This window comes from Pseudomonas sp. IT-P176 (genome assembly GCF_949767245.1).
GTDB lineage: Bacteria > Pseudomonadota > Gammaproteobacteria > Pseudomonadales > Pseudomonadaceae > Aquipseudomonas.
The window spans coordinates 1-19,367 of sequence record NZ_CATKPN010000057.1 but is presented as its reverse complement, the minus strand read 5'-3'; the positions used below and the strand labels follow the sequence as shown (position 1 = coordinate 19,367).

Genomic DNA, 19,367 nt, shown 5'->3' with positions numbered 1-19,367 from the left:
CGGCCTCGGTCAAGCAAAAAACTTTTCAATCTGCCCGTAAAGCCTTGTGGATCGCGGTGCCCAGGCTTTTGCACTTGCCCCCAAAGATTGTGGACGGGGCTGTGGATAAGGTGCGTGCAGTTGGCTGCGGGCCGCGGTCCACAAGGGCTCGGCCGAGTTGGTTGTTTTTTGTCCAGAAAACCCGAGGTTGCCCCTCGGAACGTGGCCGGGCATGCTGCCGCTTGTTAATCGATTTCAAGGCTGTGGATCAGCCCAATCCAGGAGAGCACGATGTCCAACACCCTGTTTATTACCGGCGCCACATCCGGTTTTGGTGAAGCCTGCGCCCGTCGTTTTGCCGAGGCTGGCTGGAAACTGGTGCTGACGGGGCGTCGTGAAGAGCGTCTGAATGCTCTGTGCGCCGAATTGTCGAAGCAGACCGAGGTCCATGGCCTGGTGCTCGATGTGCGGGATCGCCAGGCGATGGAAGCGGCCATTGCCAACCTGCCGCCGTCCTTTGCCACGCTGCGCGGGCTGATCAACAACGCCGGCCTGGCCCTGGGCGTGGACCCGGCACCCAAGTGCGACCTCGACGATTGGGACACCATGGTCGACACCAACATCAAGGGCCTGATGTACAGCACGCGTCTGTTGTTGCCCCGCCTGATCGCCCACGGTCGTGGCGCCGGGATCATCAACCTGGGCTCCATCGCCGGCAACTACCCGTACCCGGGCAGCCACGTGTATGGCGCGAGCAAGGCTTTCGTCAAACAGTTCTCGTTGAACCTGCGGTGCGACCTGCAGGGCACTGGCGTGCGTGTCAGCAACATCGAGCCGGGCCTGTGCGAAAGCGAGTTCTCGCTGGTGCGCTTTGCTGGCGACCAGGCGCGCTACGACGCGACCTATGCCGGGGCTGAGCCGATCCAGCCGCAAGACATTGCCGACACCATCTTCTGGGTGCTCAACGCGCCGGCGCACATCAACATCAACCGCCTGGAACTGATGCCCGTGAGCCAGACCTGGGGTGGCTTTGCGATTGATCGTAACGCTAAGGGGTAAGACGCAGGTGTCGATTCGGCCAAAACAGGGCATAAGGTACACTCCTTGTTGAAACCCCCACCGCATTTCGCGGTTGTCCGGGTTCACAAGGAGGCCATGTGAGTAACCGAGGTGAGCAGGCACTGCTCAAGCAATCGACCGTCCTGATGTTGGCCGTGGCGATCGCCGGGATCGTCACGGGTTTTGTTTCCGGGTCCCAATCCATCCTGTTCGATGGTTTCTTTTCGTTGATCGCGACCTTCATCAAGGTCCTGATGTTGATCACCGCCAAGCTGATCGCCAAGCAAAGCAATCAGCGTTTCCAGTTCGGTTTCTGGCACCTGGAGCCCATGGTGCTGTTGATTGAAGGCAGCTTCCTGCTGCTGATTGCGATCTACGCCTTTCTCAACGGTGTGTTCGGCATCATCAACGGTGGCCGCGAGATCGAGTTGGGTTTGGTGATCGTCTATGCGGCGGTGTTTACCGTTGTCGAGTTCGCCTATTTCTTCTACATCCGTCAGCGCAATCGCGCGCTCAAGTCCACGTTGATCCAGTTCGACAACATCAGCTGGCTGGTGGATGCAATGCTATCGGTGGGCTTGCTGGTGAGCTTTCTCACGGCGCTGCTGCTCAAGACCCAGGGGTATGGCCAATGGGCGCTGTACGTCGACCCGCTGATCCTGATCCTGCTGGCCTTGAGCATGCTGGCACCGGCCTGGAAGATCCTGCGCCCGGCGCTGCGCGATGTGCTGGGCATCGCCCCCGATCAACTGGATGACAAGGTGCGCCAGGTAATGGACGCGGCTAAGGCCGAGCACGGTTTTGCCGACTACGTCAGCTATGTGCAGAAACACGGGCGGGCGCGGTTTATCGAGATTCACGTGGTGTTGCCGGTGGATTACCGGCTGGAGGGCGTGGCGACGCTGGATGCCCTGCGTGAGCAGATTTCGGCGCAATTGGGCAAGCCGGATGCCGCGCGATGGCTGACCATCAGCTTTACCGCTGATCCGAAGTGGATTGCTGGCTGACGACCGAGGCGATTTGTCGCGAAAGCGGTGTTTAGCTCAACCCAGATACTCAGCCAACCCGCGATAACAGGTCGCCAGGTGGTAGGGCGTGGTCGACGGCATATCCTGGCGGCTGACGGTACCGCTGGCGTCCAGGCATTCGTGCCAGCCGCCGGCGTGCAGGAAACGTTGCTGCAAGGCTTGTAACTGGTGCAACAGCGCTGCTTGGCTGGCCGGGCGCAAGGTCAGGGCACGCAGGTATTCGGCCTGGGCCCAGATGCGCTGGGTGGCATCGCGCGGCTGTTGACCCTCCACCAGGTCGAGCATGGCGGCGACGGCCCCAGTCTGCGGCTCCACCCCCCGTTGTTCGGTGAAGGCGAAGGCGCGGTCCAGCGAAGCATGCAGCGCCGAGCCGCGCAGGGTCGGCGAGGCGTCCAGCAGGAAAAACCATTCGAACTGATGCCCCGGCTCAAACCAGTTATCCACAGCCCCCAGCGGCTTCTCCATCATCACCCCGTGCTGCGGGTCGATGAAGTGCTGCTGCATGGCGGCGCACAACGCCTTGAGTGCCGCCTCGACGGCCAGGTCCTCGCGCACCGCCAGGGTGGCCAGGAAGGCTTCGGCCAGGTGCATCAGCGGGTTTTGCAGGGGGCCTGCGCCGAGTGACGACCAGTCGCGGTCCAGGCTCGCTTCGTACAGGCCGTTGCCAGTGGCGAAGTGCTGGGCCAGCACCTGCAGGGCGGCGTTGAGCACCGACTCCACCAGCGGCTCACGCACCTTGGCCCAGTAATGGGCGCAGGCGAAGAGGATGAAGGCGTGGGTGTAGAGGTCCTTGCGCTGATCCAGCGGTGCACCCTGGGGGTCGATGCTGTAGAACCAGCCGCCATGCTCGCTATCATGAAAGTGCTGTTGCAACGAACGGAACAGCGCCGCAGCCCGTTCCTCGGCCGCCGGCACTTCACCGATCAGGCTGGCGAACAGGTACAACTGGCGCGCGCAGGCCATGGCCCGATAGCGCTGGGGCGGCAATGGCTGGTGCCGGGCATCCAGGGCTTCGTAGGGCAATGCCATCTGCGCATTCCAGCCCGGACCCTGCCACAGAGGCACGATCACGCCGCGAAAATGCTGCTGCACAGTGGCAAACAGTGCGGTCAGTTCAGGCTGGGAGGCGGAGCGGGGAGCATCGGGCATTGGCTGGCGTCGTCACGGCAGGAGTGTTTGCGCGACATGGTAGCAGCTGCCCCCCTTACCCCGCGAGCAGCCAGGCCCCGGTCGCCGCCGATGCTGCACCGGCCAGGCGTACCAGCGGCGCGGCGGCTTGTGGCAACACGCGCACCAGGGCGTACCCGGCAGCATGCAGGCTGGCGGTGGCAATGACGAAGCCGCCGGCGTAGGTCCAGGGGCTGGACATCTCGGGTAGCTCCAGGCCGTGGGCCACGCCGTGGAACAGGGCAAACAGGGCGGTCGCGCCAACGGCCAGGCTCAGGGCTGGTCGCACCGCGAGCGCCACCGCCAGGCCCAGCGCCAGCACCGAGGCCGCAATGCCGCTTTCCAGGGCCGGCAGGCTCAAGCCCTCGAACCCAAGAAATCCGCCCAGCAGCATGGTGCCGACGAACGTGCAGGGCAGTGCCCAGCGTGCGGCACCTTGTTGTTGCGCAGCCCACAAACCGACGGCGAGCATCGCCAGCAGGTGATCGAGGCCGCCGATGGGATGGCTGATGCCGGCCAGCAAGCCATTGTCGCCATGGCCCGGGTGAGCGAAAGCGAGGGCCGGGGTGAGCAGCAGGGCCGCGGCGGCAAATAGGCGTTTGAGTGTCATGGATAGGCTTCCTTTGCGAGTGTCTTGTGGATAACTGTCAGGCCGCGGTCAGCAGGCCCTGGCGTTCAATGAAGGCAATGATCTGTTCCAGGCCCTGGCCGGTTTTCTGATTGCTGAAGACAAAGGGTTTGCCGTTGCGCATGCGCTGGGTGTCGCTGTCCATCAGGCTCAAAGAGGCGCCCACCAGTGGGGCCAGGTCGATCTTGTTGATCACCAGCAGGTCGGACTTGCAGATCCCCGGCCCGCCCTTGCGCGGCAGCTTGTCACCCGCCGAAACATCGATCACGTAGATGGTCAGGTCGGACAGCTCGGGGCTGAAGGTCGCCGACAGGTTGTCGCCGCCGGACTCCACCAGGATCAGGTCCAGTCCCGGAAAACGCCGGTTCAGTTGATCGACCGCCTCCAGGTTGATCGAGGCGTCTTCGCGAATCGCCGTGTGCGGGCAGCCACCGGTCTCCACGCCAATGATCCGCTCCGGGGCCAGCGCTTGGTTGCGCACCAGGAAATCGGCGTCTTCGCGGGTATAGATGTCGTTGGTCACCACCGCCAGGTTGTAGCGCTCACGCAGCGCCAGGCACAGGGCCAGGGTCAGGGCGGTTTTGCCGGAGCCGACCGGGCCGCCGATACCGACACGCAGAGGTTGTGTGTTCATGTGATTCTCCAAAATGACCGGCCCTAGGAACGGAACAGGCGGCTGTACTGGCGCTCATGGGCCATGCACGCCAGGGATAGACCGAACGCGGCGCTGCCGAGGTGTTCGGGATTGATTCGGCTGGCGTCCTGCTGCGCCTGTTGCAGCAGCGGCAGTAATTGGCTGGTCAGGCGCTGCGCCGCTTGCTGGCCCAGCGGCAGGGTTTTCATCAGCACCGCCAGCTGGTTTTCCAGCCAGCTCCACAGCCAGGCCGCCAGGGCGTCCTGCGGGGTGATGTGCCAAGCGCGGGCGGCCAGCGCCCAGCACAGGGCCAGATGGGGCTCGTGGCAGCGCTCGAGAAACGCTCGGGCAGGTGGGTCCAACTCCGGCAAGCCGCTGAGCAGTTGTTGCAGGGAGTAGCCCATCTGCCGGCTTTCCTGGTGCAGCTCGCGGGTTTCGAGGCTGGCGCGGTGCTGCTCACAGAGGCTCGACAACTGCGGCCAGTCTGCGCTGGCGGCAGCGTTGCAGTGGGCGAGCAGCAAGGGCGCCTCAAAGCGTGCGAGGTTGAGCAGCAACTGGTCGCTGATCCAGCGCCTGGCGGTCGACGGGTCGCTGACGCGGCCGTTGTCCACCGCCATTTCCAGGCCTTGGGAATAGCTGTAGCCGCCAATCGGCAACTGTGGACTGGCCAGGCGTAGCAGCGCCCAGGCGGGATTCACAGGCGTACGCCGAACTGATGCAGTTTGGGGGCGTAGTTGAAGTCTTCGTCGCCGTGGCGCGAATGGTGATGGCCGCCACCGTAGGCACCGTGCTCCGGCTGGAACGGCGCCTCGATACTGACGGTGCGGGCGCCTAACTGCTCGAGCATGGCCTTGAGCACATAGTCGTCGAGCAGGCGCAGCCAGCCATCGCCCACTTGCAGGGCGACGTGGCGATTACCCAGGTGATAGGCCGCGCGGGTCAGTTCAAAGGCGTTGGCGCAGGTGACGTGCAGCAGTTGTTCAGGGCGGGCGCAGACCCGCACGATGCGACCGTCCTCGGCCTTCAGGCATTCACCGTCGAACAGGGGTGGCTGGCCGCGCTCCAGAAACAATCCGACATCTTCCCCCGCGGCACTGAAACAGCGCAGGCGGCTTTTGCTGCGGGCCTCGAAGTTCAGGTGCAACTCGGCGGCCCAGAGGGGTTGAGGGTCGATTCTGCGATGAATCACCAGCATGGCAAACTTCCGGCAAAGGACAATGCAGGGTTTAGAGCAAGGGGCTTGCCAACAGGAATGGTTGCAGGAAATTTCCTCGGCTAGCCCGTGAATGCTAGAAAGTGGTGCGGGGCTAGGGGGGATGGTGTGGCGTGGTTTGGTGCGCGATGGCGTGCGGACGCACCTTTTTGTCGCGCGATCAGGCGACGGGGCCCGGCGGGCTTATTCGGTGCTGCCCAACCCCTGCCAATGCTTGAGGCCGATAAAGATGAAGCGCAATTGTTGGGTGATCTTCGCCTGCGGGGTCAGATGCTCGGGCAGTGCTTCGACGGGGGGATCGATAATGTCGGGCAGGGTGGCGAATACACTCTTGACGATCAGGTCCGCCATCACCGACAGGCCGGCCAGGTCCAGGTGTTGCAGCTTGGGCATCAAGGCCAGGTCCGCTGCCAGGTCGGCGCTGATGTTCTCGCGCAATTGGCCAATAGCCAGGCGCACCGGCAGGGAGCCACCGTACTGCTCGCGGGCCAGGAACAGGAATTGCGAGCGGTTGGCGGCCACCACGTCGAGGAAGATACGCACCGAGGCATCGATGATCCCGCCCATGACGAACTCGTTGTGGCGCACCAGGCGAATGGTCTCGCGGAAGGTCTGGCCAACTTCGCTGACCAGCACCAGGCCCAGTTGGTCCATATCGGCAAAATGCCGATAGAAGCCGGTGGGGACTATGCCGGCGGTTTTCGCTACTTCGCGCAGGCTCAGGCTGCCGAATCCTCGGCCGCACTCCATCAGGTGGCGAGCAGCGTCCATCAGGGCATTGCGGGTCTGTTGTTTCTGTTCGGCGCGGGGCAGCATCAGGCGGCTGACTTCTAATCAGGGACAGCGGCGCACTCTAGCAAATCAGCTTTGCTGGCGTCGAACTTCAGTGGCAGGAGACAGCAAGGGCGTAGCGGGGCGTTGCGGTTGACGCAAAGTCAAAGCCCGACTCCAGGGAATCGGGCTTTTTTCAGGGCCACCATGGGCTCAGCTCACTGCACTGTTGCGTTCGATGACACGGTCACCACCACCTTCGGCAACAACTTGGCCTTGTGGGGTACGGTCGTAGCCATCTTCAACCAGGCCTTTCTCTTCCAGGCGATCACGGCCGCCTTCGGCAACGGTCTGGCCTTGTGGGGTGCGGTCGTAGCCATCGGCGGCGATTTTGTTGCGTTCCAGCAGACGGTCGGAACCACCTTCGGCAACGGTCTGGCTGAACACCGAGTGTTCGGCTTTGGCTTGTGGGGTGGCTTGCTCGGCCGCTGGCAATGCAAAAGCGTTAGCGGCGAGGAGGGAAAGGGTCAGGCTCAGCAGTAATTGGCGTTTCATGGTCGGTGCTCCGTGTGGGGGCGATAAAGTGGGTACGGAGCCAATGCTACTCTCGATAAATTGATATAAAAGTTCATAAAGACAATGGTAATAATCAACAGAATTGATTGTTCTGCCGAGCGCCTCTAGAACGCGGGTTTGCGGGGAACGTTTCAGCAGCGGATTGGGTATTTTCGACCCGCTTGTGCGCCGTCAAAGTGCGACCCAGGTAACAGGATTCTGGCGAGTCGGTCAGGAAAAAAGCGGCTATTTAGCGCTGAATCGGGTTTTTGGTTAAACCTGCGGGCCATTTGCCAGTCGTAGTTTTCATAGTCGGTCGATTTATGGCCTAGGATTTTTATCGAGCGTCGCGGTCCGGGCGCCGAGCAGTCATCAGGAGCTTTGTGCAATGACGCGCACCCGTAAAATTCTCGCCTGGGTCTTTGCCAGTCTCGTGTTGTTGATCGCCGTGTTGGTGTTGGTCATCGCGTTCTTCGACTGGAACCGGATCAAGCCGCCGCTCAATGCCAAGGTCTCGGAGGAGTTGCATCGGCCCTTTGCGATCAATGGCAACCTGTCGGTGGTGTGGCAGCGTGAACTCGACGAGGGTGGCTGGCGTGCCTGGGTGCCGTGGCCGCATGTGGTGGCCGAGGACCTGAGCCTGGGTAACCCGCACTGGTCCAAACAACCGCAGATGGTCAGCCTCAAGCGCGTCGAGCTGCGGATCTCGCCGCTGGCCCTGCTGGCGCAGCGCGTGGTGATTCCGCGCATCGACCTGACCGAGCCCAATGCCCAGCTGCAGCGCCTGGCGGATGGGCGCGCCAACTGGACCTTCACTTTCGACCCCAAGGACCCGAATGCCGAACCTTCCAGTTGGGTGGTGGATATCGGCGCGATTGGCTTCGACAAGGGCCACGTGACGCTGGACGATCAAAGCCTCAAGACCCGTCTCGACCTGCTGATCGACCCACTGGGCAAGCCAATTCCGTTCAGCGATATAGTCGGCGACAAGACCGCGAAAAAAGCCCAGGACCAGGGGGCGGCGCCGCAGGATTATGCGTTTGCCCTGCAGGTCAAAGGCCAGTACCACGGCCAGGCGCTTTCGGGCCAGGGCAAGATCGGCGGCCTGCTGGCCTTGCAGGACGCCGCCAAGCCCTTTCCACTGCAGGCCCAGGTACGGATTGCCGATACTCGGGTCGAACTGGCCGGGACCCTGACCGATCCGCTTAACCTCGGCGCGCTGGACCTGCGCCTGAAACTGGCGGGCAGCAGCCTGGGCAACCTTTACCCATTGACCGGCATCACCCTGCCGGACTCCTCGCCCTATGCTACCGACGGTCATTTGATCGCCAACCTGCGGGCACCGGAGGGGGCGAAGTTCCGCTATGAAGACTTCAACGGCACCATCGGCGGCAGCGACATCCATGGCAACCTGGCCTACGTGGCCAGCCAGCCACGACCCAAGCTCAGCGGCGCACTGGTCTCCAATCAACTGCTGTTCGCCGACCTCGCGCCCCTGATCGGCGCCGACTCCAACGCCAAGCAAAAAGCCCGCGGCGGCGACAGCAAACAGCCGGCCGACAAGGTGCTGCCAGTGGAGGAGTTCCGCACTGAACGCTGGCGCGATATGGACGCTGATGTCGAATTCACCGGCAAGCGCATCGTCCACAGCGAGAAACTGCCATTCAATGACCTGTATGCCCACGTGATCCTCAATGACGGCCAGCTCAACCTGCAGCCACTGCGTTTTGGCGTGGCGGGCGGCAAGCTGGACGCGCAGATCCGCCTCAACGGCCAGACCACGCCGCTGGAAGGCCGGGCCAAACTGAGCGCGCGGGGTTTCAAGCTCAAGCAGCTGTTCCCGACCTTTGAACCGATGAAAACCAGCTTCGGCGAACTCAATGGCGATGCCGACATAACCGGGCGTGGCAACTCGGTGGCGGCGTTGCTGGGCAGCGCCAATGGCGATCTGAAGATGCTGATCAACGACGGCGCGATCAGCCGTGAACTGATGGAGCTGGCCGGGTTGAACGTGGGCAACTACCTGGTTGGCAAAATCTTTGGCGACAAGGAAGTGAAGATCAACTGTGCGGCTGCCGACTTCGGGATCAAGAGCGGTTTGGCGACCACGCGCCTGTTTGTGTTCGACACGGAGAACGCGATCATCTACATCGACGGCACGGCGAACATGGCCAGCGAACAACTGGACCTGACCATCACCCCCGAGTCCAAGGGCTGGCGGTTGATCTCCTTGCGTTCACCGCTGTACGTGCGCGGCAAGTTCATCAAGCCGGATGCCGGGGTCAAGGGCGTGCCGTTGATGCTGCGCGGCGCAGGGATGGTGGCGCTGGGGGTCATTGCCGGCCCGGCGGCCGGTTTGCTGGCGCTGGTGGCGCCCAGTGGTGGCGAACCGAATCAGTGTGCACCGTTGCTGGAGCAGATGCGGGCAAGGCGCCGAAGACCGTGAAGGACTGATCTGCGGGTTTGACGAGTGTTGGAGCCTTGTTGTGATTGGGCACAACAAGGCTGAATAGGCGAACCTACAAGTCCTTCAGCAAGTCCGCCATGTCGTCGGCATGTTCTTCTTCCTGGGCCAGGATATCTTCTAACAGGCGGCGGGTAGTGGGGTCCTTGTCACCGATGTACTGAATGATTTCGCGATAACTGTCGATCGCGATACGTTCGGCCACCAAGTCCTCGTAGACCATTTCCTTGAGGGTATTGCCGGCGACGTATTGCGCATGGGAGTTTTTCGATAGCAAGTCCGGATTGAATTCCGGTTCACCCCCCAGTTGCACGATGCGCTCGGCAAGTTTGTCGGCGTGCTCGGCTTCCTGGGTGGCGTGTTCGAGGAACTCCTGGGCCGCCACCGCAGCCTTCAGGCCATCGGCCATGAAGTAGTGACGTTTGTAACGCAGCACGCAGACCAACTCAGTGGCCAACGACTCATTGAGCAGGCGCAGCACCTCCTCGCGGTCGGCGCTATAGCCTTCGGTCACGGCGCCGTTCTCGACGTGGGTGCGCGCCCGCTGGCGCAGGGTGTTGATATCAGACAACTGTTGCTCACTCATCTCTATCTCCTCGGGCGGATCACTCGGCATCACGCTCTGTTGGCGTGCTCCTTAGGTGTGAGTGATGGGCCGCGAGAAAAGTTTTATCGGATGTTGCGAGCCACGATGACGAGGTTGAGGCGGGCGCGGGGGAATGTCATAGAGTGGTCGTGAAGGCGTCATCCTGGCTGGCGATAGTGATGGCCGACGTCTTGCATCCCCTCCCGGGCTTTCCCATCGATCACAAGGATGTTTGCCCATGTCGCAAGACACTGCCACTCGCTACCCCTTGGTGCTGGTCCCGGGAATGCTCGGGTTTGTTCGCCTGGTGCTGTATCCATACTGGTACGCGATCATCCCGGCGCTGCGGCGGGGCGGGGCCAAGGTGATTGCGGTGCAGGTGTCGCCGGTCAACTCCAACGAGGTGCGCGGCGAAGAGTTGTTGCTGCAGGTCGAGGCGATCCTGCGGGAAACCGGCGCCAGCAAGGTCAACCTGATCGGCCATAGCCAAGGCTCGTTGACCGCCCGCTACGCCGCCGCCAAACGCCCCGACCTGGTGGCCTCGGTGACCTCGGTGGCCGGTCCCAACCACGGCTCGGAGCTGGCGGACTACCTGCACCAGCACTACCCGCCCGAGAGCGCCAAGGGTCGGCTGCTGAGTGCCCTGTTACAAGGCGTCGCCTGGCTGATGGGATTGCTGGAGACCGGCCACCACGTGCGCCGATGGCCAGTGGATGTGCACGCCTCCCACAACTCGCTGACCAGCGCCGGGGTGGCACTGTTCAACCAATGTTATCCACAGGGCTTGCCGCAGACTTGGGGCGGGCAGGGGCCCGAGGAGGTCAATGGTGTGCGTTATTACTCGTGGTCGGGCACCCTGCAGCCGGGTATCACCGATCGTGGCGGCAACCTGATCGACGGCACCAACCGTAGTTGCCGGCTGTTTGCCCGTACCTTCGTCCGCGAGGCCGGGCACTGCGACGGCATGGTCGGGCGCTACAGCTCGCACCTGGGCACGGTCATCGGTGATGATTTCCCGCTGGATCACTTCGACATCGTCAACCAGTCGCTCGGGCTGGTGGGCAAGGGTGCGGACCCGGTGCGCCTGTTTGTCGAACATGCGCAGCGGTTGAAGGCGGCGGGCGTCTAGCCTCAGCCGATCATCTGCGGCCCAGCACCCGGGTCCAGCGTTCGCACACAATCACCCCGCCCAGGGTCAGCGCCCCACCCACCAGGTGGTACAGCGCCAGTTGTTCGTGCAGTACCACGGCGGCAATCAGTGCGGTGATCAACGGCAGCAGGTTGAAAAACTGCGTGGTCCGGCTTGGCCCCAGGCGCACCACGGCCTGCATCCAGGCCAGCGGCGCAACCATCGAGGCCAGCAGGCAGGCGTACAGCACCAGGGGCACATTGTGGAGGGTCAGGCCGGTTTTCGGCGAGGCGACGAACAGCGGAAACAGCACCACCACCGCCACCAGCACTTGCAGGTAGAGCAGCACCAGGGGCGGCAGGCGCAGTTGCCATTTTTTCAACAGGGTGCTGTAGATCGCATAGGCGAGGGTGGCGATCAGCATCATTGCATCCCCCAGGTTGAGCCCATGCTCCAGCAGCGTCGCCAGGCTACCGGACGATACCACCACCAGCACCCCGGAAAATGACAGCAGCGCTCCGACCAGCGCCCCGGCGGTCAGGCGCTGACCGAGGCTGATGATGGCCATGGCCAGTGACATCAGCGGCATCAGCGACAGGATGATGCCCATGTTGGTGGCCGAGGTCAGGCTCGCGGCGAAGTACGCCAGGCTTTGATACACCGCCATGCCGAGTACGCCGAGGACAAATATCTTGCCCAGGTTCGGGCGGATGAGCGGCCAATGCTGCAGCACTGGCTTGAGCATGAACGGGGTGAACAGCAGGCCGGCAAGCAGCCAGCGATAAAAGCCGATCTCGGCGGGGAAGATCGCCCCGGCCGACATTTTGGTGATTACGGTGTTGCCGGCCCAGATGAAAATGGCCAGCAGGGGATAAGCGTATTGCATGAGGACAACCAGAGCATTAATGAGGGGGGATTATCCGCCTGTCTGGATCAAAGCCTATACTTGCATTCAGACAACCTGCCCTTGAATCCGGACAGCATGAGCCGTAAACACATTGATCTGCTGAATTTCAGCGAACTGCCCGCCCCGGTGTACTTTCGTTATGCCGATTTCGACGCGCACCTGTATGCCGCCGCTCACCGCCACCCATGGGGCACGCTGGAGTATTCGGCCCATGGTGTGCTGCACATGGAAGTTGGCGGCAGCCGCTTCATGTCTCCGCCCCAGTATGCGATCTGGGTGCCGCCGCAGACCGAGCACAGTTTCTACAGTGATCAGCCAATCAACTATCGCGCGGTGTGCCTGGCGCCCCAGGTGTGTCGCGAGTTGCCGGCGCAGGCCTGCACGCTGGCGATCAGCGACATTCTCAAGGCGATCCTCAAGGATTTCGCCGTGCGCGATGTGAAAATCCCCGCCTTGGCTGCCGATCAGCGCCTGGCCGAAGTGCTGATAGATCAACTGCACCAGGCGCCGGTTCACAACGGCTATCTGCCCTACGCCCGCAGCGCGGCGTTGTCGGCAGTGCTTGAAGCCTTGCAGGCGGCCCCAGGTGACAACCGCACGCAGGCGCAATGGGCCGCGCACGTGCACATCAGCGAGCGGACGCTGGCGCGTCAATGTCTGCGGGAACTGGGCATGGGTTTCGGCGAGTGGCGCCAGCGCCTGCGCTTTCTTGCCTCGATCGAGGCGCTGGACAGCTCACGCAGCATCCAGGAAATCGCCTTCGATATGGGCTACAGCACGGCCTCGGCCTTTACCGCGATGTTTCAGCGCCAGGCCGGTTGTTCGCCGGAACACTATCGTCGAAACAAAGGATTTTGATTTTACGATGGCGCGGGATTACAAGATTTCGTCTTTACGCACGAGCCAGACGTTTCATACGCGTATGTAAGATCGGTACTCCATCTCCCCGTCGGCATGAGCTGTACGCTGCGTTGAACCCGTCTCTGAACGAATAAACAACCTGCGCGATTCCCTGGCGAGTCGGGTTCTATCGGGCTGGCCGGCCGCGCCTGTTGTTTTGTTCAACGCAGACTTTCAATCCAGCAATGAACTCAGGAAATGCCAGATGGAACTGACATCGCAAATCACCACTTCACCCGGGCCAGAGGCCTCGACCAGCGTGCACCACACGTTCATCAACGAGGCGATCCCTGGCTGGCTGGCCAAAGCCAGGCCGCAGCGCCTGGGCGAATTGAGGGGCGCGCCTACCCGCCTCCCGGACTGGGCAAAGGATGCCTCGGCGGCCGACCATCGGGTCCTCAAGCGGGTGATGGCTGAGGGCTGGTCGGCGCAGAACCGGGTCGACAGGATGTTCGCCGGCTTGAAAGACCCCTACGAATTTGCCGAACCCCTGTTGCTTCAGGCATTGAACGCACAATACGGCGTTGTGGAAAGTGTCAGGGAAACTTTCCTGAGGCTGTATTCACCCGCGAGCATTCCACCCTGGGTCCATGACTTCACGGGGGGGGCGAGCAGTCATACGATTTCGTTGCTGGATGCGGCGCTGCACAACTTCTCGAGTTCACAGGAGTATCTGTCCGGGTCCGACTTTATAACCCGGCCCGATAACCGGGGGCGCTTCCAGATCAAGGACACTGGCCAGAAAATGACGCTCGCGCAGTTCCAGGCGCTTTGTCGGGAGCTGGACCTGGGGGCCCGCTATGGCGCCTATCTCGACGGCTATATAAATCCAGCCGACGGCCTGGCCAAAGGCGTACTGGAGTCCAGGGTAATCACCAGCCTGAAGGCCGGCCTGTCCGTCGCTCTGGAGCTTGCTCGGGTCAAGGGCGATGTTGGCGTGGACACCTATCGGCTGGTACAGGGGCTGCTCAATGGCCAACCGCGATCTGAGAGTGCCGTCAACTATTACCACTTGACCATGATGGACACGCGCTTGCATGGCATCGTGCTGATCGTCCCTGTCAGTGCCGACCAGGGAGTGATTGCCTATGTACCCCATGACCCTGAGCATCCGCTGAAGGAGTATGCCTCCTCGCTGGAGCTGCTCAACGAATTGACCCGTCAGTTGCGCGAGAGACCCTATCAGCAGTTTTTCAGTCGCTTCATCGCTCACCAGCAGCGCAGTTATTTCTTCGCCGACCTCAATCAGCGCCTGACCCACGCCACCTGGCACCACAAGGTACCCGGCGAGGATTTGCCCAGCTGGGAGCAAACACCGGTGCAAAACCCGCGCCTGCACTATGGCGTCGTGCCGTTCAAAGACGATAGCGAACATCGCTATCGCACTAACGTCTGGCTCTACTTGTACGAGGAGCAGTTGAACAAGATCTTCAATGATGCGCGGGAAGTGGCGGTTTCCACCGCGGATGCCGACCGCAGGGCGCGCTGGGCGGCGTTGTCCCATCTGGAGAAATTGCTCAGTGACATTTTTAATGTCGCGTTGATGGTGGTGACACCCTTCGTGCCGTTTCTCGGGGAACTGATGCTGGCGTACACCGCGTATCAGTTGACCAGCGAAATCATCGAAGGGGTCGTGGACTTGAGCGAGGGGCAGTACCTGGAGGCCTCCGATCATCTGATTGGCTTCGCCGAGAGCCTGGTGCAATTGGCGGCCTTCGGGGCTGCCGGTGTCGTCGGTGGACAGCTTGTTCCCAAACTCTCGCCGATGATCGAGGGCTCCAGTCAGGTAACTCTGGCCAATGGTCAGAAACGTCTGTGGGGGCAGAACCTCGAGCCCTACCAGCAACAGAATTTGAGCCTGCCTGCGGACTCCAGGCCGGATGAGCTGTGGTTGCACTCGCACCAGGGCAAGTCGATCCTGCGGGTGGATTCGCGCCACTTCGAGTTGGTCAGGGATACCCAGGCCGGCAGCCTTCGGGTAGCACACCCGAGCCGGGCGGACGCCTATCAGCCGATGGTGCAGAGCAATGGTGGCGGGGCGTTCGTGATCGAGGGCGAGCGGCCTCAGGAATGGGATGAACACACCCTCATGACCCGCCTGGGGCCCTCGGTCGAAGGCCTGGAAGACTCCTTTGATGACATGCAAATGGTCAGTTGCTCCCCGGTAGAGGCCCTGCAGCGGCTGTATCGGAACAATGAGCCAGCATTGCCGCTGCTCAGTGATACGGCGACCCGGTTCCGGATTGATCAAGAGGTACACACGTTCATTGAGCAGATCGGCAGTGACCTGCCCGCGGACTACTTGCAAGCCGATGTCCTGATGCAACTGCAACTGCTGGACGGGCTGCTGACGGGGGAGCGGCGACTGCAGTTGATTGCTCGCGACGGCACCACGGTGCTTTGGGAAAACGGATCGGCGGCGCTGGCACCGACACGGATCCACGAGGACCGCCTGATCAATGGCGACCTGCTGCAGACTCTGTTGTCGCACCTGAATGAAGCCGAAACCCGACGCCTGATGGAGTCGGAACTCGGCGCTGCGGTGAGTACCCCGCAAGCGAACGCCGGCGTACTCAGGGCCGAGCTCGAGCGACGTGCAAGCGCACAGCGTACGACGTTGTTCGAGCGGCGCTACGCCGCCAGCGAGTCGGCTTGGCCAGCCCAGGTGCAAATCCTGCTCGAGCAATTTTCGGGGCTGCCAGGCAGTGTCGCCCAGGAGCTGCTGAGTGTTGCCAGCCCGCTGGAACTGCAAGCGCTCAGCCAGCGGCGTGTGCCGGCACGGCTCAATGGGCTGGCCCGAGCGGCGCTGGAAGAGGTCAGGGTCGCTCGCGCTTATGAAGGTATCTACCTGACTGCGGTCGAGAGCTTTGATACCGATAAAGTGGTACTGCACTCCCTGGAAAACCTGCCGGGCTGGCCGGTTGATGTGCAGCTACAGGTGCGCCGCTACGAAGTGGATGGCCGGCTCATGGACAGCATCGGCAACGCGGATGCCAGGCTCAAGCGCACGATCGTGGCGCTTGCCGATGGAGATTTTCAAGTCTGTGACGAGCAGGGCCAGGTCCTGCATTCCGGGGCTGATTTTTATGCTTCGATTCTCCAGGCACTCCCGGACGACGAGCTCAAGGGTTTGAATCTTGGCCGGGGAAAAGTTCAGCAACTGAAACAGGCGATCAGCCAGCACCTGCTGGCACGTGAGCAACTGCCCGCGATCCTGGACGCTGATCCGGCCCCAGTGCCGCCGACAATTGACCCGCGTTTGCTGCGACTGCGTGGTGGTGCGCCGGGTGACGTCCCTGTGGATGACTCGCTTGAGGACCTACTGCGCACTAAGGTGCGCCTAAGGCAGCGGGCGGGTATTGCCGATGACGATGCCGGGCAAGCGAGCACAGACAACTTCGATCAAGGACTGCGGATTGTCGACGAGCAGTATTCGCTGCGGGGGCTAAGGGAGCTTGAATGGGCGTTCCACTACGCGCGCGAAAGCCCCTTGGCCATAGAAAGACTCAGGCAAAGTATCGAGCTTTTACCCGAATTGAACGGGCTGTTGACGCCTGAACAGTTTTCCAGCGTGTTGGACGCTGCGTTCAGCGAGCAACGAGGGGAACTGTCCACTGCTCAGCGGGAGTTGGCCATGACCGCGCGTTATCTGAAGCAAACCGGGCGTGCCAGTGAGTACGATGCGCTGGCGCAGTCGACGACGGCCGAGGGAGCTCAGTCAGATACCGCAGCAGACCTGTTTAGCTATGCGCAGCTTTTCGATCTGCCGGTGCAGCCAGGCAGAGTGATTGAAGTGGACGCGCCAACCATGGCCAATCTGCAGTTGGCACAACGAACCGTCGCCCGGAGCAAGGAGCTGCTGCCCCTGTCCGGCAATCAAAGGCCGAGCATCTGGGAAAAAGGCGGTTCGGCCATCGCCAAACTGAAAAACCTCAGGAAGATCGACCTGGCGACCGGCCAGGCCACCGCCGAACTGACCATCGGCGAGGCAGCTCAGGCCGCGATAAAAATCATGGGCGGCAACTGCTCGGAAAACTCCAAGGTGACCTTTTCGATTCTGGCCAGCCAGCCAAGATCTGCTGCGGTGCATATTGTCAGGGCCAGCGATTTTGACCACCAATACGTGCTCATCGGTGACCTGAGCAAGCCCGCCGAGTTGGTGGTCGCTGACTCCTGGCCAGAACTGCCCGCTGCACACCTGGCCCAGGAGGGTTGCTTCGGCTTTGATCCTGATCCCGTGATCAGCCTGGAGCCCGGGCCGGCGATTGCCGAGTACAGCTTTATCAATGACACGCCACCAGGTCCTCCAACGTTACCCGCGCGGGGCACCGATGACTCGACCTTGCGTTCAATCAAGGTTGCGAAGTTGCATCAGAAAGGCTCTTACGCCCAATGGACCTCATCGAATGCACTGGGCGCTACCTATCGTGAGCCGGGCGGGCAGCCGGTGTCTTTCGAACGCTTTCGCGCCGAGCTCATTGAGCGCCGAATAAAGGCTTATGAGGAATACGTACAGGCGATTGGCCCCGTCTGACGAGCTGCGAAGCCGGGACCGGGGTGGGTTAATCGCGCCCTGACGTTTGCTGCTCCTGGATGAACCTGTAACAGCTGTTGTCTACACTGCAGTTCAAGCTGCGCCCCTCGGCGCAGCAACCAGGAGAAGTCTCCATGAAGATGCTGCGTATCCCGTTGTTGATGGTCGGCTTGCTGCTCTGCTCCCAGGGTTTTGCCGCCACGGCGCAACAGAACAAAATGACCACCTGCAACGCCGACGCCACCACCAAGGCCCTCAAGGGCGACGAGCGCAAAGCCTTCATGAGCGATTGCCTCAAAGCGCAGCCGGCAGCCAATGACGCCAAGGCCCTGACCCCACAACAAGAGAAGATGAAAACCTGCAACGCCACCGCAGCCACCCAGGCGCTGACCGGCGAGGCACGTAAAACCTTCATGAGTGATTGCCTGAAGAAAAAATAAACTACCAGGGCAAATTGGCGGCCAGCGTTCAAGCCAGTGGTGCCGATCGATATCGGCCATCCGCTCGCTTCAAGGGCCGAACGCTGGCAGACTGCCAATCCTTTAACGCCGTTTGTTTTGAGGCTGTATGCCAACGTTTTCTCAGCGTCACGTGTTGCTGGTAGTCAGTTGGGTGATCATTTTTGGTGGTTTGCTGCTGGTCTTGCCCCTGCGGCTGTTGCCCAGCCTGCTGGCTGGGTTGCTGGTGTACGAACTGGTCAACATGCTCACCCCCCAACTGCAACGGCTGATCGAAGGGCGGCGTGCGCGCTGGTTGGCGGTGGCCTTGCTGGGCACCCTGGTGGTCAGTGTGCTGGCGTTGATCTTTGCCGGTGCCTTCAGCTTCCTGTTGCATGAAGCGGAAAATCCCGGGGCGTCGCTGGATAAATTCATGGGCGTGGTCGATAAGGCGCGCGGCCAGCTACCGCCGTTCGTTGACGCCTATTTGCCGGCCAGTGCCGCCGAATTCCGCGTGGCCATCGGTGAATGGCTGAGCAAGCACCTGAGCGACCTGCAACTGGTGGGCAAGGACGCGGCGCACATGTTCGTCACCTTGCTGATCGGTATGGTGCTGGGGGCAATCATTGCCCTGCAGCGGGTGCCGGACCTGACCAAGCGCAAACCCCTGGCTGCCGCGCTGTTCGACCGCCTGCACCTGCTGGTCCAGGCCTTTCGCAACATCGTTTTTGCGCAGATCAAGATTTCCCTGCTCAACACCTTCTTCACCGGGATCTTCCTGGCGGTGATCCTGCCGATGTTCGGGATTCACCTGCCGCTGACCAAGACCCTGATAGTGTTGACCTTCCTGCTGGGCTTGCTGCCGGTGATTGGCAACCTGATGTCCAACACCCTGATCACCATCGTCGGCTTGTCGCTGTCGATCTGGGTGGCGATGGCGGCGCTGGGCTACCTGATTTTCATCCACAAGCTGGAGTACTTCCTCAACGCACGGATCGTCGGCGGGCAGATCAGTGCCAAGTCGTGGGAGTTGCTCCTGGCGATGCTGGTATTCGAAGCCGCGTTCGGCCTGCCGGGGGTGGTGGCAGGGCCGATTTACTACGCGTATCTCAAGAGCGAGTTGAAGCAGGCGGGGATGGTTTGATCTGCGAGATGTGGGTTGCCTGACCTGACGTCATCGCTGGCATAGGTATCTACACAGCTGTGGTGCGACGTTGCACCTGTGGAGAGAGAACCTGCTTGCGTAGTGACCTCGGGGCCGACCAGGGTGTTGGATAAGACGGAGTACATATCCATTCTTGCGGTAATGGCCTCCTATGGTTCCGCCTGACGGCGGCTCACTTTTGAACAGCGCAAAAGTAAGCAAAACGCTCTTA

The 19,367-nt window shown here is 61.6% G+C and carries 17 protein-coding genes; 8 read left to right on the top strand and 9 right to left on the bottom strand.

The genetic code is table 11. The features are described from left to right. Positions 1-270 precede the first annotated feature (270 nt). Positions 271-1,038 (top strand): SDR family oxidoreductase, encoded by a 768-nt coding sequence (locus ACM6IP_RS16555; RefSeq protein ID WP_095169544.1) that lies wholly within the window; start codon positions 271-273, stop codon positions 1,036-1,038. Between the two features lie 98 nt (positions 1,039-1,136). After that, positions 1,137-2,045, top strand: coding sequence for a cation diffusion facilitator family transporter (locus ACM6IP_RS16550; protein ID WP_095169543.1), 909 nt, complete (start codon positions 1,137-1,139; stop codon positions 2,043-2,045). A gap of 36 nt (positions 2,046-2,081) precedes the next feature. On the opposite strand, the gene ACM6IP_RS16545 is transcribed toward ACM6IP_RS16550, so the two are convergent. The 7 genes from ACM6IP_RS16545 to ACM6IP_RS16515 all read right to left on the bottom strand — a co-directional run bounded on the left by ACM6IP_RS16545 (position 2,082) and on the right by ACM6IP_RS16515 (position 7,034). Next, a complete protein-coding gene (locus ACM6IP_RS16545) occupies positions 2,082-3,215 on the bottom strand; it encodes an AGE family epimerase/isomerase (protein ID WP_414861895.1) in 1,134 nt (377 codons plus the stop codon). A 55-nt stretch (positions 3,216-3,270) separates the two neighbouring features. After that, positions 3,271-3,843 carry a HupE/UreJ family protein gene (locus tag ACM6IP_RS16540; RefSeq protein ID WP_095169541.1) on the bottom strand — a complete coding sequence of 191 codons (573 nt, stop codon included), beginning with the start codon at positions 3,841-3,843 and terminating at the stop codon, positions 3,271-3,273. A 37-nt stretch (positions 3,844-3,880) separates the two neighbouring features. Continuing rightward, a complete protein-coding gene (gene ureG, locus ACM6IP_RS16535) occupies positions 3,881-4,495 on the bottom strand; it encodes an urease accessory protein UreG (RefSeq protein WP_095169540.1) in 615 nt (204 codons plus the stop codon). A 23-nt stretch (positions 4,496-4,518) separates the two neighbouring features. Further along, positions 4,519-5,193, bottom strand: coding sequence for an urease accessory protein UreF (locus ACM6IP_RS16530; RefSeq protein ID WP_414861894.1), 675 nt, complete (start codon positions 5,191-5,193; stop codon positions 4,519-4,521). Then, positions 5,190-5,690: an urease accessory protein UreE gene (gene ureE / locus ACM6IP_RS16525; protein ID WP_095169538.1), complete on the bottom strand. Its 501-nt coding sequence runs from the start codon at positions 5,688-5,690 to the stop codon at positions 5,190-5,192. Before ureE ends, ACM6IP_RS16530 begins: the two co-directional genes overlap by 4 nt. Before the next feature lie 201 nt (positions 5,691-5,891). Then, positions 5,892-6,524: a TetR family transcriptional regulator gene (locus ACM6IP_RS16520; protein WP_320333524.1), complete on the bottom strand. Its 633-nt coding sequence runs from the start codon at positions 6,522-6,524 to the stop codon at positions 5,892-5,894. A 168-nt stretch (positions 6,525-6,692) separates the two neighbouring features. Beyond that, a complete protein-coding gene (locus tag ACM6IP_RS16515) occupies positions 6,693-7,034 on the bottom strand; it encodes a hypothetical protein (protein ID WP_095169536.1) in 342 nt (113 codons plus the stop codon). A 388-nt stretch (positions 7,035-7,422) separates the two neighbouring features. Here ACM6IP_RS16515 and ACM6IP_RS16510 point away from each other — a divergent pair, with 388 nt between their 5' ends. After that, positions 7,423-9,480 (top strand): AsmA family protein, encoded by a 2,058-nt coding sequence (locus ACM6IP_RS16510; RefSeq protein WP_414861893.1) that lies wholly within the window; start codon positions 7,423-7,425, stop codon positions 9,478-9,480. Between the two features lie 73 nt (positions 9,481-9,553). On the opposite strand, the gene ACM6IP_RS16505 is transcribed toward ACM6IP_RS16510, so the two are convergent. After that, positions 9,554-10,084: a ferritin-like domain-containing protein gene (locus ACM6IP_RS16505; protein WP_414861892.1), complete on the bottom strand. Its 531-nt coding sequence runs from the start codon at positions 10,082-10,084 to the stop codon at positions 9,554-9,556. Between the two features lie 238 nt (positions 10,085-10,322). Here ACM6IP_RS16505 and ACM6IP_RS16500 point away from each other — a divergent pair, with 238 nt between their 5' ends. Continuing rightward, a complete protein-coding gene (locus tag ACM6IP_RS16500; RefSeq protein WP_095169533.1) occupies positions 10,323-11,213 on the top strand; it encodes an esterase/lipase family protein in 891 nt (296 codons plus the stop codon). Positions 11,214-11,223: 10 nt separating this feature from the next. Here ACM6IP_RS16500 and ACM6IP_RS16495 read toward each other — a convergent pair whose 3' ends face one another. Continuing rightward, entirely contained in the window at positions 11,224-12,099 is an 876-nt protein-coding gene (locus tag ACM6IP_RS16495; protein ID WP_159993479.1) for a DMT family transporter, read from the bottom strand. 96 nt (positions 12,100-12,195) lie between these two features. Between ACM6IP_RS16495 and ACM6IP_RS16490 the strand changes: the two genes are divergently transcribed. The 4 genes from ACM6IP_RS16490 (at position 12,196) to ACM6IP_RS16475 (ending at position 19,135) form a co-directional block, all read left to right on the top strand. Next, positions 12,196-12,978 (top strand): AraC family transcriptional regulator, encoded by a 783-nt coding sequence (locus ACM6IP_RS16490; protein WP_414861891.1) that lies wholly within the window; start codon positions 12,196-12,198, stop codon positions 12,976-12,978. Positions 12,979-13,225: 247 nt separating this feature from the next. Further along, positions 13,226-17,554 (top strand): dermonecrotic toxin domain-containing protein, encoded by a 4,329-nt coding sequence (locus ACM6IP_RS16485; RefSeq protein WP_414861890.1) that lies wholly within the window; start codon positions 13,226-13,228, stop codon positions 17,552-17,554. Between the two features lie 134 nt (positions 17,555-17,688). Next, positions 17,689-17,994 carry a PsiF family protein gene (locus ACM6IP_RS16480; RefSeq protein ID WP_095169529.1) on the top strand — a complete coding sequence of 102 codons (306 nt, stop codon included), beginning with the start codon at positions 17,689-17,691 and terminating at the stop codon, positions 17,992-17,994. Positions 17,995-18,121: 127 nt separating this feature from the next. Next, entirely contained in the window at positions 18,122-19,135 is a 1,014-nt protein-coding gene (locus tag ACM6IP_RS16475; protein WP_095169528.1) for an AI-2E family transporter, read from the top strand. Positions 19,136-19,367 lie beyond the last annotated feature (232 nt).

Excerpts from the sequence above, each read along its gene's own strand:
- ACM6IP_RS16555 (WP_095169544.1), top strand. The coding sequence starts at position 271 with ATGTCCAACACCCTGTTTATTACCGGCGCCACATCCGGTTTTGGTGAA.
- ACM6IP_RS16545 (WP_414861895.1), bottom strand. The coding sequence starts at position 3,215 with ATGCCCGATGCTCCCCGCTCCGCCTCCCAGCCTGAACTGACCGCACTG.
- ACM6IP_RS16540 (WP_095169541.1), bottom strand. The coding sequence starts at position 3,843 with ATGACACTCAAACGCCTATTTGCCGCCGCGGCCCTGCTGCTCACCCCG.
- ureG (WP_095169540.1), bottom strand. The coding sequence starts at position 4,495 with ATGAACACACAACCTCTGCGTGTCGGTATCGGCGGCCCGGTCGGCTCC.
- ureE (WP_095169538.1), bottom strand. The coding sequence starts at position 5,690 with ATGCTGGTGATTCATCGCAGAATCGACCCTCAACCCCTCTGGGCCGCC.
- ACM6IP_RS16520 (WP_320333524.1), bottom strand. The coding sequence starts at position 6,524 with ATGCTGCCCCGCGCCGAACAGAAACAACAGACCCGCAATGCCCTGATG.
- ACM6IP_RS16515 (WP_095169536.1), bottom strand. The coding sequence starts at position 7,034 with ATGAAACGCCAATTACTGCTGAGCCTGACCCTTTCCCTCCTCGCCGCT.
- ACM6IP_RS16510 (WP_414861893.1), top strand. The coding sequence starts at position 7,423 with ATGACGCGCACCCGTAAAATTCTCGCCTGGGTCTTTGCCAGTCTCGTG.
- ACM6IP_RS16505 (WP_414861892.1), bottom strand. The coding sequence starts at position 10,084 with ATGAGTGAGCAACAGTTGTCTGATATCAACACCCTGCGCCAGCGGGCG.
- ACM6IP_RS16500 (WP_095169533.1), top strand. The coding sequence starts at position 10,323 with ATGTCGCAAGACACTGCCACTCGCTACCCCTTGGTGCTGGTCCCGGGA.
- ACM6IP_RS16495 (WP_159993479.1), bottom strand. The coding sequence starts at position 12,099 with ATGCAATACGCTTATCCCCTGCTGGCCATTTTCATCTGGGCCGGCAAC.
- ACM6IP_RS16490 (WP_414861891.1), top strand. The coding sequence starts at position 12,196 with ATGAGCCGTAAACACATTGATCTGCTGAATTTCAGCGAACTGCCCGCC.
- ACM6IP_RS16485 (WP_414861890.1), top strand. The coding sequence starts at position 13,226 with ATGGAACTGACATCGCAAATCACCACTTCACCCGGGCCAGAGGCCTCG.
- ACM6IP_RS16480 (WP_095169529.1), top strand. The coding sequence starts at position 17,689 with ATGAAGATGCTGCGTATCCCGTTGTTGATGGTCGGCTTGCTGCTCTGC.
- ACM6IP_RS16475 (WP_095169528.1), top strand. The coding sequence starts at position 18,122 with ATGCCAACGTTTTCTCAGCGTCACGTGTTGCTGGTAGTCAGTTGGGTG.